Below are 13,242 nucleotides of genomic sequence, written 5' to 3' on the forward strand. Positions count from 1 at the left end.
AGACCACCAAGCTGCACGCGCTGACCGACGTGGTGGGCCGCCCCTTCGCGCTGACCCTGACCGCGGGCAACGCGGCTGACATCACCGTCGCTCCGGCCCTGCTGGCGCGCGCCGAGCGCGTGAAGTATCTCATCGCGGACAAGGGCTATGACGGGGACGGTCTGCGCAGCACCATCCGCCAGGCTGGAGCCGTGCCGGTCATCCCCGGCCGCGCCAACCGCAAGCGCAAAGTCCGGCTGGACGCCCGCCGGTACAGGGACCGCCACCTGGTGGAGAACGCCTTCTGCAGGCTCAAGGACTTCCGCCGCGTGGCCACGCGCTACGACAAGCTCGCCGCCAACTTCCTCTCAGCCGCAGCCCTCGCAGCCATCGTCGCGTTCTGGATATGATCGAGTCTGGACCCTAGGCCAGGCTACTGACGTCGCGGCCATTTGTCATCGAAAGTCAAAGAACCATCGGGTCCTTGATCCCCAGCATAACGACGGGCTGCGCACGGCTTCCCCCGAATATGCCTACCGCGTGTTTCCCCGGCGGCCACGCCAACCGGAAGAACGCCCGCTGAATCCACTGTCGAGCGACCTGCGGAACCCGTTGGAAACGCTGGCCTTCCCGAAGCCCAACCGGGCCGGACGAGGTTCGCTCGGTTAGAGACGGAGGGCTGTTCGGAGACGGAAATTGGACCCGGTGCCAGTCTCCGAGGTTCGGGCGTCTCGGCTAAGCGCCTTTGAAACAAAAAGAAAAAGGCCCCCAACGGGAGCCTCATCTCGGGTTCGCTACAAGATAATGGCGGAGGGGATGGGCCTGATATCCAACCTTCTCTGGAAGAAATGCCTTCTGACAGGTCGCCGTTCTCCTGGGCGATCCAGCTTCCCTGCAGGCCTACCAGTAGAGCCCAAGGCGATGGAACCGAGGCGGTGTCCCTCCCAGCGGTATCCTTGCGGTCGGGTAGGCGACAAGGGCGGGGATCGGGGTCGTGCGACCCGTGACCAGGTCCCGGAGGCGGCGGATTCGGCTTTCGGTCGGGGGATGCGTCCTGAGCAACGAGGGCTCCGGAATGCGGCGGCCGGGCAGAAGGATCTCCTCCCAGAACCGACCGACCCGGCGTTCGAGCTTGACGAGCGCGCGCACGAGCCCCTCCGGATCGCCGGTCAGCTCTGCGGCGGCGCGGTCGGCGTCGTACTCGCGCGTCCGCGAAAGGCCGAGTTGGACCAGCGCCATGAGGGTGGGCGCGAAGACAAGGAGAATCACGACATGCCAAGGCACATGGACCATGCCTGCCAGGACCAGAGGCAGGTTGAGGAGTAGAAGCAACTGTCCGAGCCAGCTTGCCAGCGAGACGAGGCGCGACATCATGTCGGCGAGGCTCATGATCCACAGGTCGCGGTTGGCGATATGCCCGATCTCATGCGCCAGAACCCCGGCGAGTTCTCGGCCGTCGAGCAGGTTGAGCAGCCCGTCGGTTACGCAGATGGCGCTGTCCTCGGGGCTGCCCAGGGCGAAGGCGTTCGGCAGCCGGCTCGGCACGCGATAAAGCGCCGGCGCGCGCTGCAGCCCGGCCCTGCGGGCGAGTTCGGCCAGGGCCGCGACGAGACCGGGGGCATCACGACCGGTGAGCCGCTGCGCCTGATAGGCCGAGAGGAGCAGCCGGCGTGGCAGCGCGGGCGCAAACAGGAGACCCCCGACCATCGGGAGCGCCATGAGGAGACCGGTCTCGGGTCCGACGATCGCTGTCACCGCGATCCAGGCGATCGCGGCCATGAGCCCGAGCAGCAGCGCCGATTGCACGAAATTGAGCAGGCGGTGGCTGGCGGAGGCCGCGGTCATCGCGTCTCGTGGCCTCCGAGTTCGCGTCGGTCCTGATCGCGCACGAGCCAATGGACAACCCCGAGCGCAAGCGCCGCGCCCGCGAGTGCGGCAATCTTGGATGATTCCGTCTCGCCGAGGTCCAGGATGATGAATTTGCGCGCGATGGCGAGGAGCGCGATCAGCACGATCGTGCGGACCTGGAGGATCCCGAAGCTGCGTTCGGTCGCAACAAGAAGGGAGCGCTTGAACTCGAGCGCGATCACCACGGTGAAGATCATGCCGAACACCACCTGGAAGGTGGCGTAATCGAGAGTGTCGAATGCCCCCAGAACCAAGCGGTTCACGACTTCGCGCATCAGCGCCCAGACCGACGCCACGACGATCGCCGCAATGATGACGCTGAGGACGAAGATGACAACTTGCTCGAACTTCTCGTAGAGCGTCATCGCCGACCATTGTTCACGGGTCAGCCCGGATCGTTGCAAGTCTTTCATGATTGCCTCTCGAAAGCCGCCCCGGAGAGACAAGCTCCCCGGGGCTTCGCCAGACGGTGCGATATCGCACGGAGCGGAGGGGACGCCGCAAACCGGCGACACCCAATGTGGCAAATCAGCCGTTCTTGACCTCGATGCGCTTGACCTTGGCCTGCGCCTCGGGAGTCTGGGGCAGCTTGATCGTCAGAACCCCGTTCTTGAAGGATGCTTGCGCCTTATCGCCATCCACACCGGGGGGGAGCGGAATTGTCCGGTAGATCGCGCCGTAGCTGCGCTCGGAGAGATAGTATCCCTTCTTCTCCTCCTGGCGCTCGATCTTCTTCTCCCCCTTCACGGTCAACATGTCATCGTTGACCGTCACCTCGATGTCCTTCATCTCCATGCCCGGCAGCTCGATCGACACTTCGATCGCCTTGTCGGTCTCAACCATGTCGGATTTGGCTTCGCCGCTGCCCCAGGGCCATTCGAACTGACCGACCCGGTTCCAGAAGTTCTCGAACACATGGTTCATTTCGCGCTGGAGCGTCGCGATCGGGTTGTCTTCGCTGCTCTTGGCGTCTGGCGCGCCGTCCTTGCGCGCCCAAGGGATCAGGTCCTTGATCTGCATGATGGTGTCTCCTTCGGTTTTCAGGCGCCCTTGACGGCGATCCTTTTTGGCTGCGCTTCAGGGGCTCGGGGGAGCGTCAGGGTGAGGACGCCTCCGCGCATCTCGGCCTCGATCCTGTCGGGGTCGAAATCCTCGGAAAGCGTGAAGGCCCTCTCGAAATCACCCTCGCCATATTCGGCATAGGCAAGTTCCAGGTTTTCTGGCCGCATCGGCTCAACCTTGCCGCGGATCGTCAGCACGCGGTTTTCGAGTGTGATTTCGACCGCATCGGCGGCGACCCCAGGCATTTCGAGCATCATGGAGACACCCTGATCGGTCTCGACGATATCGGTCAGCGGGCGGTAGATGCGGCCGCCGCCGGCGGTCTCGGGCGCGTCGATCGGCGTCTTTTCGGTGGCTTGCGTGATGTCGGTGCTCATCGTTCCAGCTCCTCTCAGGCTGCCTTGATCTCGATTTTCTTTGGCTTTTCTGCCTCGGGCCGGGAGATGACGATCCGCAATACGCCGTTCGTCATCCTCGCCTCGACCTTGTCATCCGAGGCCGCGAATGGCAGGCGGATAACGCGGGAAAACTTGCCATAACCGCGTTCGTTGCGGTGCCAGCGCGCACCTTCGGGAACCTCGGGCGCCTTGCGTTCGCCCGACAGCGTCAGGACGTTGTCCTTGACCGCGATCTCGATATCGCCCGGCTCAATGCCAGGGAGTTCGGTAGTAACGGCGACGGCTTCCGCACCCTGCCAGACATTCACTGCCGGGAATGCCGCGCGAGACGGCGACGGCCAGAAACCGCGGTCGAGATCGCGCATCATGGAGCGCATCAGCGCAAAGGGATCGCTGCGGCGCAGATATGTCGGATAGGGCATTGCTGGCCTCCTGTTGCTGATCGACACCCCAAACCGGCAGCATGGTCCGGCCGGGCAACCGGGCCGGCCGGATGTCGGTTCGGAGACCGTCCATCAAGATAGGCGGTTCCAATTATTACGCAAGCATATATGATGCTTGCATTGCACTTTGGGTGGACCGCAGTCTATCCTGATTTCTCATGCAGACGGAGGAAAGATACCCTTGATCACTTCTGATCTTGCCCTGATCGGGACGACGATCCACCGGGTCGCGCAGCTCATCCAGCAGCGGATCGACAACGAGATCGGCGACAGCGGCCTGACCCGCCTGTCCTGGATGGCGGCGGCACATGTCGAGGATTCGCCCGGGCTGACCATCGGCGATCTGGCCGGGCGGCTGGAGGTGGGCCGGGCCACTGCGGGCCAGCTCGTCGATCGCATGGTACAGGGCGGTTGGGTAGAGCGGTGGGCGTCACCCGACGACCGACGGGCGCAGATCGTCACGGCAACGCCAAAGGCCAGGGCGATGCTGGAGGAACTCGCGCCGCGGCAATCGGCACTCGAAGATGAAATCCTGCAGGATCTGTCGGCGGACGAAAGGCGCATTCTGCTGGCGCTGCTCGAGCGGATCAGGGCGCGGCTCGGGCGCTAGGGAAAAGGAAAAGCGGTATGGAAAAGAAGACCGAATACAACATCTGGTATTGGGTGGTGGCTTTCATAGCCGTGCTTTTCATCCAGAACCTGATCGCTGGCTGGCAATCCGTCGCTCCCATTAGCTACAGCCAGTTCGAGAAGTATCTCGCTGACGGGAAAATTTCTTCTGTCGCGGTCGGGTCAGACACTATCACAGGCACCTTCGCCGAACCCGTCGACGGCAAGAAGCAGTTCGTGACGACCGTAGTGAATCCCGCAATCCTGGAACGGATAGACCGGTCAGGTATCGAGATCACTGGCGTTCCGCAAAACACTTTTCTCGGCACGCTGATTTCCTGGGTGGCGCCAGCGCTTGTCTTCTTCGGAATCTGGATGCTGCTGTTCCGCAAGTTCGCCGACAAGCAGGGTTTCGGCGGGTTCATGCAGGTCGGCCGCAGCAAGGCGAAAGTTTACATGGAAAAGGAAACCGGCGTCAGTTTCGCTGACGTGGCCGGCGTGGACGAGGCCAAGGCCGAGTTGGAGGAGGTCGTGGAGTTCCTCAAGAACCCGGCCGAATACGGAAAGCTGGGCGCACATATCCCCAAAGGCATATTGCTCGTTGGGCCGCCGGGCACCGGCAAGACGCTTCTCGCGCGCGCGGTGGCGGGTGAGGCGGGCGTGACCTTCTTTTCGATCTCGGGATCAGAGTTCGTCGAGATGTTCGTGGGCGTCGGTGCCGCACGGGTGCGCGACCTGTTCGAGCAGGCCCGGAAATCTGCCCCGGCGATCATCTTCATCGACGAACTCGACGCTCTTGGGAGGGCGCGCTCCTCCGGCCAGATCGCCGGTGGCCATGATGAGCGTGAGCAGACGCTGAACCAGCTTCTGACCGAGCTCGACGGCTTCGACCCTTCGGTGGGCATCGTGCTCCTGGCCGCCACCAACCGGCCCGAGATCCTCGACCCCGCGCTTCTCCGCGCGGGCCGCTTCGACCGGCAGGTGTTGGTGGATCGGCCCGACAAGAAGGGACGCGTGCAGATTCTTGGCGTTCACATGAAAAAGGTGAAGCTCGCCCCGGACGTCGATGCCGATAAGGTCGCAGCGCTTACTCCCGGCTTTTCCGGAGCGGATCTTGCCAATCTCGTCAACGAGGCAGCATTGCTCGCCACGCGCCGCAAGGCAGATGCGGTGACGATGGACGACTTCAACAATGCCGTGGAACGCATCATCGCCGGGTTGGAAAAGAAGAACCGCGTTCTGAACCCGCGCGAACGCGAGATCGTGGCGCATCACGAGATGGGGCACGCGCTGGTGGCGATGGTTCTGCCGGGGGTGGATCCGGTGCACAAGGTCTCGATCATCCCGCGCGGGATTGGCGCGCTCGGCTACACGATCCAGCGCCCGACCGAGGACCGCTTCCTGATGACGCGGGAGGAACTCGAGAACAAGATCGCCGTGCTGCTCGGCGGGCGCGCGGCCGAGAAGATCATCTACGACCACCTCTCGACCGGGGCGGCGGACGATCTGGTCAAGGCCACCGATATCGCCCGCGCCATGGTCGCACGGTACGGGATGGACGAAGACCTCGGGCATGTCAGCTACGACACCGATCGGCCCGGCTTTCTCGGCACCGGCGACCAGTCGTCCTGGCTGAACCGCCGCTACAGCGACGCCACTGCTGAGCGGATGGACGCGAAGGTGCGCGACATCGTGGAAGGCGTGTTCAAGCGCACCCTCACCCTTCTTGAAAGCAATCGGGATCTTCTTGAGCAATCGGCGCAGGATCTCCTGCAACGAGAGACACTGGACGAGCCCGATCTGGTGGCAATTGGGTCCAAGGTGAAAAGAACGGAAGCGGTCGCTGCGTGACACTGTCACTGGCGCAGATGATCGGCGGACAACCCTGACTGGATAAAGAAAACGGAGAAGAGAAATGGCAAACGGAGCTTGCGATATTTGCGGTCGCCCGGCGACGGCGCGCGTGCGCGCCTCGGTGAACGGCAGAATTCAGAACATGGAGCTTTGCGACCAGCATTACCGCGAGATGGTGCGCCGGTCGGGCCGCAGCGCGTCGCCGTTGGAAGCGCTGTTCGGACGGCATTCCCTTTTTGACGAATTCTTTGGCGATAGTGGTTTCGGCAGCCTCTTTGGTGACAGCCCCTTGCGGGGCGGCACGCTCGGCGCCATGGGTGACGGCGATGACGATGTCGTCGAGGCCACTTTCGGCGAGGGCGCGCCACGACGCGGATCGCGGCGCGGCGGCGGCGGGCGCAATATCGCCGATCGACTGAGCGAACAGGGCAACAAGCTGTTGCAGGATGCCGCACAGAAGGCAGGAGAATTCGGACGCAGCGAGGTCGATACCGAACATCTGCTTCTGGCACTGACCTCGTCCGACATCGTCAAGACGATCCTGGAACAGTTCAAGGTCGATGTGGACGATCTGCGGCGCCAGATCGAGAAGGAAGCGAAGCGTGGAGAGGCCAAGACGGAGGGCGAAATCGGCGTCAGTCCTCGCCTGAAGGACGCGCTGAACCGGGCCTTCATCGCCTCGAACGAACTCGGCCATTCCTATGTCGGTCCCGAGCACCTGCTGATCGGCCTTGCCGAGGAAGGTGAAGGCCTGGCCGCGTCGATCCTGCGCAAATACGGATTGACGCCGCAGGCGCTTCGCCAGCAGGTGACCAAGGTCGTGGGCAAGGGAGCCGAGGAAGGCCGCGTGGAGGCGCCTTCCAGCACGCCCGATCTCGACCAGTTCAGCCGTGACCTGACCAAGCTCGCCCGCGAGGGCAAGCTCGATCCCGTCATCGGCCGCGCCCGCGAGATCGAGACGACGATCGAAGTGCTGGCCCGCCGGAAAAAGAACAACCCGGTGCTGATCGGCGAGCCTGGCGTGGGCAAGACTGCCATCGTCGAGGGACTTGCACAACGGATCGTCGCGGGGGAAGTGCCAGAGGCGCTGCGCGACAAGCGGCTGATCGAACTCAACATCAACTCGATGGTGGCCGGGTCGAAGTATCGGGGCGAGTTCGAGGAGCGGGTGCAGAAGATCCTCAAGGAGATCACCGAGGAGAAGGACAGTCTGATCCTGTTCATCGACGAGATCCATACCATCGTCGGCGCCGGTCAGGGCGGTGGCGAAGGCGGTCTAGATATCGCCAACACCTTCAAGCCGGCGCTGGCGCGGGGCGAGCTGAACCTGATCGGCGCGACAACGCTCAACGAGTACCAGAAATACATCGAGAAGGACGCAGCACTCGAACGCCGCTTCCAGCCGGTCTATGTCGAGGAGCCCACGGTAGCTCAGGTCATCATGATCCTGCGCGGTCTGCGCGACACGCTGGAGGCGCACCACAAGGTGACGATCTCCGACGAGGCCATCGTCGCGGCGGCCGAGCTTTCGGACCGCTACATCACTGGCCGCTTCATGCCTGACAAGGCGATCGACCTGATCGACCAGGCCGCCGCACGGGTGAAGATCAGCGCCACAGCGCGCCCCGTGGACGTCCAGGAGCTGGAGGCCGAGGTCGCGCAGATCAAGCGCGAGCAGGACTATGCCGCCGCCCGCAAGCAATTCGACCGAGCAGCGGAACTGAAGAAGGAACTGGAGCAGAAGCAGAAGGAGCTGGACGAGCTTCTGGAAATCTGGAAGCGCGACCAGGCTTCGGCGACCGCCGAGGTGCGCGCCGATCACGTCGCGCAGGTCGTCTCCAAGATCACCGGCGTTCCGGTCACGGAGCTGACCACCGAGGAGAAGGACAAGCTCCTTAAGCTCGAGGAGAAGCTGCACGAGCGCGTCATCGGCCAGGAAGAAGCGATCCGCGCCGTGGCCGATGCGGTGCGCCTGGCGCGTGCGGGTCTGCGCGAAGGTTCCGGTCCGACTGCGACCTTCCTGTTTCTCGGGCCAACCGGGGTTGGCAAGACGGAACTGGCCAAGACGCTCGCCGAGGTGATCTTCGGCGACCAGGATGCGATGATCCGTATCGACATGTCGGAGTATGGCGAGCGCCACTCGGTTGCCCGGCTGGTTGGCGCACCTCCGGGCTACGTCGGATACGAAGAAGGCGGGCAGCTGACGGAGAAGGTGCGCCGTCGGCCCTACTCGGTCGTGCTCCTCGACGAGATCGAAAAGGCGCATCCGGATGTCTACAACATCCTGCTTCAGGTGTTCGACGATGGCCGCCTGACAGATGGCAAGGGCCGCGTGGTGGACTTCACTAACACCATCATCATCGCCACCTCGAACCTCGGTTCGGACATCATCCAGCGCAACCTCAAGAGACGCGGCACCAAGGAGTTCGACGAGGCAAAGCAGAAGTCCGAACTGATGGAGGTGTTGCGCGGTCATTTCCGGCCAGAGTTCATCAACCGGATCGACGAGATCATCGTCTTCCATTCGCTGAACCAGTCGGAGATCCGCCAGATCGTCGAGTTGCAGCTGAACCGGGTGAAACGGACCGCCCTCGGCCAGGGCGTCGAACTCGAATTCGACGTGAGCGTCGTGGATCACTTCGGCGCGGTCGGCTTCCGCCCCGAATTCGGCGCCCGCGAGCTGCGCCGGCTGATCCGGTCGGAGCTGGAGACCGAGTTGGCCCGCGAAATGCTTTCCGGGCGGATCGGGGATGGTGACAAGGTCCGCGTCGCTTGGTCAGCGGACGAACAGAAGGTCGTGTTCGAAAAGATCGCAAAGGACACGGGTGACGACAGCCCGGACGATCAGGCCGAGGCCGGGATCGACGAGTCCAGCGCAGTTGCCGAAAACAAGGCGGACGCTCCGACGCCCGATGTCCCAGTCGACGCCAAGGATAAGGAGCAGTCCAAGGACGATAAGTCTACCGGGTGACGTCGTGAAGGACTGGCCGGCGCGATGACGGTCGCGCCGGCTCATTTCGTCAAAAAGCGACAAGCAAGGTCATACGGCATGGAAGTCATCAGAGCATTTCGCAATCTCGACCGGCACGGCCAACAGCGCGCGCCTGAGGTCATCGAGGAAGAGGTGCGGCAACTTGAACCGCATCTTGTACGCTTCCGCGAGGATCTCGTCCGGCTCGAAGTCGTCGCCTCCCAGACGAGGGGCAAGACGCGCATCCAGGTCAGCCTGCGCCTGCAACTGCCCTCGGGCGTGATCGGGGCGCAGGAAGAGGGGTTCGAGATCGAGCCTGTCCTGCGCAAGGCCTTTGCCGACCTGCGCCACCGGCTCGATCGGCATGTGGCGCGCCTCAAGCACGAGTCTGAATACAAGCGTCCCGCCCGCCGGCGCCGGATCGGCGCCCCGCTGCCGTCCGCGCGGGATGCGGCGGAAGCGGACCGGCGCCAACTCTTCTTCGACCTGATCGAGGATCATCTCGATACGGTCTACGACACCGTCAGGCGCGAGTTGACCTATCTCGAGTGTAGCGGGTCTGTGCCGGCTGGCTACCTGAGCGTTCGCGATATCGTCGATGCGACGATCCTCAAGGGGCTCAACCGCTTCGAGCGGCGGCCGACCGAATTCTCCGTCCGGGACTGGCTGACGCAACTGGCCTTCGAGACCATCGAGGCCGAGGCGCAGGCTGCGCGCCGCGCGGTGCCCGAGGATGCCGCCTCGATCTACGTAGCGCCCGAGGCGCCTGCCGGGGAGCCTACCGAGTCGGATGAGGAGATGTTCGAGTTCTACCAGCCCGACGACGTGCTGCTGCTCGAGGAACTCGTCGCCGACGACGGTGGGGACGACCCCGAAACGGCGGTCGCGAAACGGCAGGACGCGATGGCCTTTCACCGGGCGATCGCCGGTCTGCCGGCGCTTTGGCGCAGGGTCCTGTTTCTTGTCGATCTGAACGACACCCCGCTTGAAACAGCCTCCTCCGTTCTCGGCATTCCCGAAGACGACGTGACCCGGATCGTCCAGTCGGCGCGCGATTATCTTCGCGATAAACTGCGTGACTCAGGTCAGTCTTCCGATACCGCTCATGCGCTTTTTGAGAGTGCTCATCAGAGAAAGTTGCGAATTCCACAGCCCCTGCGGGATCGCGCTCGGCTGGAACGCGCTTTTCTGGGGGACAACCGAGGGGAAGCACCATGATGCGCGGACACAATCGTCCACCCTTTCCGCCGAAGATACCCGGGACCAACATGAGGTCATGGGACGTTCCGACCGCGATCATTTACCGGCCGGCTCGTTCCCCGATGACGTCGGCGCCGCGGCCCAACTACTGGATACTGGAATTCGAGCCGTCTCGGCCCCTGCAGGTCGAGCCGCTGATGGGATATACCTCCAGCAACGATCCCTATCGTTCGATCCGGCTGAAATTTCCCGACCGCGAAAGCGCCGTGGAATTCGCGGAGCGGCAGGACTGGCGCTATTTCGTGCGTGAGGACGTGGCTCACCGGCATGCGCCTGACCGCTGGCGGGGAGAGGAATGGCATCGACTCTACAAGGGAGCCGATGCGCCGGAAGCCTATCGCATACCGTCCCGCGTGGATCACGATCGCTCGGATCACCGCCTCCGGCGCGCGGTCGAGCAAGAAGGCACGGTGGACCTGTCGTCGCAAGAACAGGCCGAATTCGATCCAGTTATCGAAGCCAGTCTTGAATCCTTCCCGGCCTCCGATCCCCCAGCCTGGACGGGCGTGACGATCGCCGGGAAAAAATAATGAACGGAATGGCCAGCGCGAGCGAGGATCTGCCGCTTGTTTCCCTACCTTGACAGCGTCGCGCGCCGCTACCCGCCCGTCATCGTATGGGCGGTCATCGGCATGAACGTCCTCGCGTTCCTCTATCAGATCAGCCTGCCTCCGCGCGTGCTGGACCGGTTCCTATTCGAGTTCGCGCTGGTGCCCTCGCGCTTCTTCGGGCAACTAAGCCTCGTCGCCCCGTCCGACTGGACCCCGTTCCTCACCAACATCTTCCTGCACGGCGGCTGGCTCCACCTCATTTTGAACATGTGGACGCTCTGGATCTTCGGCCCCGCCGTCGAAGATCGGCTCGGACCGGGTAGATTCACGCTGTTCTATCTGTTCTGTGGTGTGGCAGCCGGACTGGCTCACGCGCTGGCGAACCCCGACTCAGTCGTTCCCGCGCTTGGCGCATCGGGGGCGATCGCGGGCGTGATCGGTTGCTACGCACGCATGTTTCCGGCGGCTCGGCTGGTGGTGATCGTGCCGATTCTGTTCATTCCCCTCTTCTTCGAAGTGCGCGCGGTCATTTTCGCGATGATCTGGTTTTTCATGCAGGTCATTCCCGGCTTTCTGTCGCTCGGCAGCGATCAGGCCACGGGCGGGATCGCCTGGTGGGCGCATATCGGCGGGTTTATCGCCGGTTGGCTTGTAACGCCACTCCTGCGAAGGGGCGCCGCCGTCTATCGCCACTATTATCGCGACGAGGGCATCTATGGCTTTCTGCCCGATGGCCGACGGGAAGGAGGACAAGGTCCATGGACATAATGCAGCTTTTCTGGCTGTTCTTCATCATTTCGGCGCTGCAGCCGGTTCTGCAGCGCAGATATCTTGAGGCGATGCGCGCGCGCAAGATCGCCAGTATCGAGAAGAAGCGTGCCAGTCGCGTCATCCTGCTGATCCATCGGCAGGAGACGATGAACCTGCTGGGATTCCCCCTGATGCGCTACATCGACGTCAATGACTCGGAGGAAGTCCTGCGCGCGATCCAGATGACCGACGATGAAGTGCCACTCGACATCGTGCTGCATACACCGGGCGGCCTTGTGCTGGCGGCAACCCAGATCGCTCGGGCCATTCAGGGCCACAAGGGCAAGGTCACCGTGTTCGTGCCGCATTACGCGATGTCGGGCGGCACGTTGATCGCGCTTGCCGCCGACGAGATCGTGATGTGCGAGCATTCCGTGCTGGGACCCGTCGATCCGCAACTTGGCCAGTTGCCTGCTGCCTCGCTCCTCAAGGTCGTCGCCGAGAAGCCCATCGCCGAGATCGACGACCAGACCCTGATCATGGCCGATGTCGGTCGCAAGGCCATTGCGCAGATCGAGGCATTCGCGAAACGTCTGCTGTCCGACAAGATGGACGAGAACCGCGCGGCGGCGCTGGCGGCGAAGCTGGCGACGGGCACCTGGACCCACGACTATCCCATCTCTGCCGATGAGGCCCGCGACATGGGCCTGCCCGTTGGAACGGACATGCCCAAGGAAATACTGGAGCTGATGACGCTCTATCCGCAGCCGGTTCGGCGCCAGGGCGGTGGCGTGGAATACCTGCCCGAGCCGCGGCAGCGAGAGGCGCGCCGCGCCATATCCACGCGCTGAACGCTTGCATCATTCGGCCGCCGAGCCCAGCTCGTCAACGAAAGGATACAGGATGCCCACGGTCGCTTGCCTGCAGTGCAATTCCACCAACAGGGTGCCGCAAGAGCGCCTGACCGATAATCCCAATTGCGGACGCTGCGGCGCGCCTCTCTTTCAAGGCAGGCCCGTCACGCTTACAGCGGCTAATTTTGACCGTCATGCGAATGCCGAACTGCCATTGCTGGTCGATTTCTGGGCCGAGTGGTGCGGGCCATGCAAGATGATGGCGCCCCAGTTCGAGGCGGCGGCGCGCTCGCTCGAACCCCATGTCCGTCTGGGCAAGCTCGACACCGATGCCGAACAGCAGATTGCCGGCCGCTACGGGATCCGCGGCATTCCCACCATGATCCTGTTCAGGAGCGGCAAGGAAATCGCGAGGACGAGCGGTGCAATGCCTGCCGCGCAGATAGCGCAGTGGGCGCGCTCGCACGTCTAGAGATTACAGGTATTGGCTTTCCCTGCGCCATGCCGTTAGGGTCTGAACCCAATCAGCGTGTTGCGTGAGCACGGCAAATCGTGATTCCGATGGCTTTGCTGGGGTGATCGGAGGACATCATGGCCCGCCTG

Annotated in this window: 14 protein-coding genes; 9 read left to right on the forward strand and 5 right to left on the reverse strand. The window is 63.2% G+C overall.

Going from position 1 to position 13,242, the window contains the following annotated elements:
• Positions 1–389: IS5 family transposase (locus CHEJ32_RS0122910; protein WP_028035853.1), on the forward strand; the 389-nt coding region annotated here is incomplete at its 5' end.
• A 490-nt stretch (positions 390–879) separates the two neighbouring features.
• On the opposite strand, the gene CHEJ32_RS0122915 is transcribed toward CHEJ32_RS0122910, so the two are convergent.
• The 5 genes from CHEJ32_RS0122915 to CHEJ32_RS0122935 all read right to left on the reverse strand — a co-directional run bounded on the left by CHEJ32_RS0122915 (position 880) and on the right by CHEJ32_RS0122935 (position 3,769).
• The gene (locus CHEJ32_RS0122915) at positions 880–1,824 is read right to left on the reverse strand and encodes a zinc metalloprotease HtpX (RefSeq protein ID WP_028035854.1); all 945 of its coding nucleotides are present in this window, start codon (positions 1,822–1,824) and stop codon (positions 880–882) included.
• Complete coding sequence (locus tag CHEJ32_RS0122920; protein WP_028035855.1) at positions 1,821–2,300, reverse strand: phosphate-starvation-inducible PsiE family protein; 480 nt, start codon at positions 2,298–2,300, stop codon at positions 1,821–1,823. Before CHEJ32_RS0122920 ends, CHEJ32_RS0122915 begins: the two co-directional genes overlap by 4 nt.
• Positions 2,301–2,415: 115 nt before the next feature.
• Positions 2,416–2,907, reverse strand: a complete 492-nt coding sequence (locus tag CHEJ32_RS0122925; RefSeq protein ID WP_028035856.1) for an Hsp20/alpha crystallin family protein — start codon at positions 2,905–2,907, stop codon at positions 2,416–2,418.
• A gap of 20 nt (positions 2,908–2,927) precedes the next feature.
• Positions 2,928–3,326 carry an Hsp20/alpha crystallin family protein gene (locus tag CHEJ32_RS0122930; protein ID WP_028035857.1) on the reverse strand — a complete coding sequence of 133 codons (399 nt, stop codon included), beginning with the start codon at positions 3,324–3,326 and terminating at the stop codon, positions 2,928–2,930.
• Positions 3,327–3,340: 14 nt separating this feature from the next.
• On the reverse strand, positions 3,341–3,769 hold the full coding sequence (locus tag CHEJ32_RS0122935) for an Hsp20/alpha crystallin family protein (protein WP_028035858.1): 429 nt from the start codon (positions 3,767–3,769) through the stop codon (positions 3,341–3,343).
• A 202-nt stretch (positions 3,770–3,971) separates the two neighbouring features.
• Here CHEJ32_RS0122935 and CHEJ32_RS0122940 point away from each other — a divergent pair, with 202 nt between their 5' ends.
• The 8 genes from CHEJ32_RS0122940 to trxC all read left to right on the forward strand — a co-directional run bounded on the left by CHEJ32_RS0122940 (position 3,972) and on the right by trxC (position 13,111).
• A complete protein-coding gene (locus CHEJ32_RS0122940) occupies positions 3,972–4,400 on the forward strand; it encodes a MarR family winged helix-turn-helix transcriptional regulator (RefSeq protein WP_028035859.1) in 429 nt (142 codons plus the stop codon).
• A gap of 17 nt (positions 4,401–4,417) precedes the next feature.
• Positions 4,418–6,250: an ATP-dependent zinc metalloprotease FtsH gene (ftsH, locus tag CHEJ32_RS0122945; RefSeq protein ID WP_028035860.1), complete on the forward strand. Its 1,833-nt coding sequence runs from the start codon at positions 4,418–4,420 to the stop codon at positions 6,248–6,250.
• Positions 6,251–6,314: 64 nt separating this feature from the next.
• Entirely contained in the window at positions 6,315–9,224 is a 2,910-nt protein-coding gene (locus CHEJ32_RS0122950) for an ATP-dependent Clp protease ATP-binding subunit (RefSeq protein WP_028035861.1), read from the forward strand.
• A gap of 78 nt (positions 9,225–9,302) precedes the next feature.
• Positions 9,303–10,442 (forward strand): RNA polymerase sigma factor, encoded by a 1,140-nt coding sequence (locus CHEJ32_RS0122955; protein WP_028035862.1) that lies wholly within the window; start codon positions 9,303–9,305, stop codon positions 10,440–10,442.
• A 50-nt stretch (positions 10,443–10,492) separates the two neighbouring features.
• On the forward strand, positions 10,493–11,014 hold the full coding sequence (locus tag CHEJ32_RS0122960; RefSeq protein WP_084032928.1) for an NADH dehydrogenase ubiquinone Fe-S protein 4: 522 nt from the start codon (positions 10,493–10,495) through the stop codon (positions 11,012–11,014).
• 36 nt (positions 11,015–11,050) lie between these two features.
• The gene (locus tag CHEJ32_RS0122965) at positions 11,051–11,803 is read left to right on the forward strand and encodes a rhomboid family intramembrane serine protease (protein WP_028035864.1); all 753 of its coding nucleotides are present in this window, start codon (positions 11,051–11,053) and stop codon (positions 11,801–11,803) included.
• Positions 11,803–12,636, forward strand: a complete 834-nt coding sequence (locus tag CHEJ32_RS0122970; protein WP_245261270.1) for an ATP-dependent Clp protease proteolytic subunit — start codon at positions 11,803–11,805, stop codon at positions 12,634–12,636. The genes CHEJ32_RS0122965 and CHEJ32_RS0122970 overlap by 1 nt, the downstream gene beginning before the upstream one ends.
• 52 nt (positions 12,637–12,688) lie before the next feature.
• Positions 12,689–13,111 carry a thioredoxin TrxC gene (gene trxC / locus CHEJ32_RS0122975; RefSeq protein WP_028035866.1) on the forward strand — a complete coding sequence of 141 codons (423 nt, stop codon included), beginning with the start codon at positions 12,689–12,691 and terminating at the stop codon, positions 13,109–13,111.
• Positions 13,112–13,242 lie beyond the last annotated feature (131 nt).

The sequence above is a fragment of the Chelativorans sp. J32 genome (assembly GCF_000518985.1).
GTDB lineage: Bacteria > Pseudomonadota > Alphaproteobacteria > Rhizobiales > Rhizobiaceae > Chelativorans.

Bases quoted from the DNA above. Each gene is read 5' to 3' on its own strand.
- CHEJ32_RS0122935 (WP_028035858.1), bottom strand. From the start codon at position 3,769: ATGCCCTATCCGACATATCTGCGCCGCAGCGATCCCTTTGCGCTGATG.
- CHEJ32_RS0122930 (WP_028035857.1), bottom strand. From the start codon at position 3,326: ATGAGCACCGACATCACGCAAGCCACCGAAAAGACGCCGATCGACGCG.
- CHEJ32_RS0122920 (WP_028035855.1), bottom strand. From the start codon at position 2,300: ATGAAAGACTTGCAACGATCCGGGCTGACCCGTGAACAATGGTCGGCG.
- CHEJ32_RS0122915 (WP_028035854.1), bottom strand. From the start codon at position 1,824: ATGACCGCGGCCTCCGCCAGCCACCGCCTGCTCAATTTCGTGCAATCG.
- CHEJ32_RS0122970 (WP_245261270.1), top strand. From the start codon at position 11,803: ATGCAGCTTTTCTGGCTGTTCTTCATCATTTCGGCGCTGCAGCCGGTT.
- ftsH (WP_028035860.1), top strand. From the start codon at position 4,418: ATGGAAAAGAAGACCGAATACAACATCTGGTATTGGGTGGTGGCTTTC.
- CHEJ32_RS0122925 (WP_028035856.1), bottom strand. From the start codon at position 2,907: ATGCAGATCAAGGACCTGATCCCTTGGGCGCGCAAGGACGGCGCGCCA.
- CHEJ32_RS0122955 (WP_028035862.1), top strand. From the start codon at position 9,303: ATGGAAGTCATCAGAGCATTTCGCAATCTCGACCGGCACGGCCAACAG.
- CHEJ32_RS0122950 (WP_028035861.1), top strand. From the start codon at position 6,315: ATGGCAAACGGAGCTTGCGATATTTGCGGTCGCCCGGCGACGGCGCGC.
- trxC (WP_028035866.1), top strand. From the start codon at position 12,689: ATGCCCACGGTCGCTTGCCTGCAGTGCAATTCCACCAACAGGGTGCCG.
- CHEJ32_RS0122960 (WP_084032928.1), top strand. From the start codon at position 10,493: ATGAGGTCATGGGACGTTCCGACCGCGATCATTTACCGGCCGGCTCGT.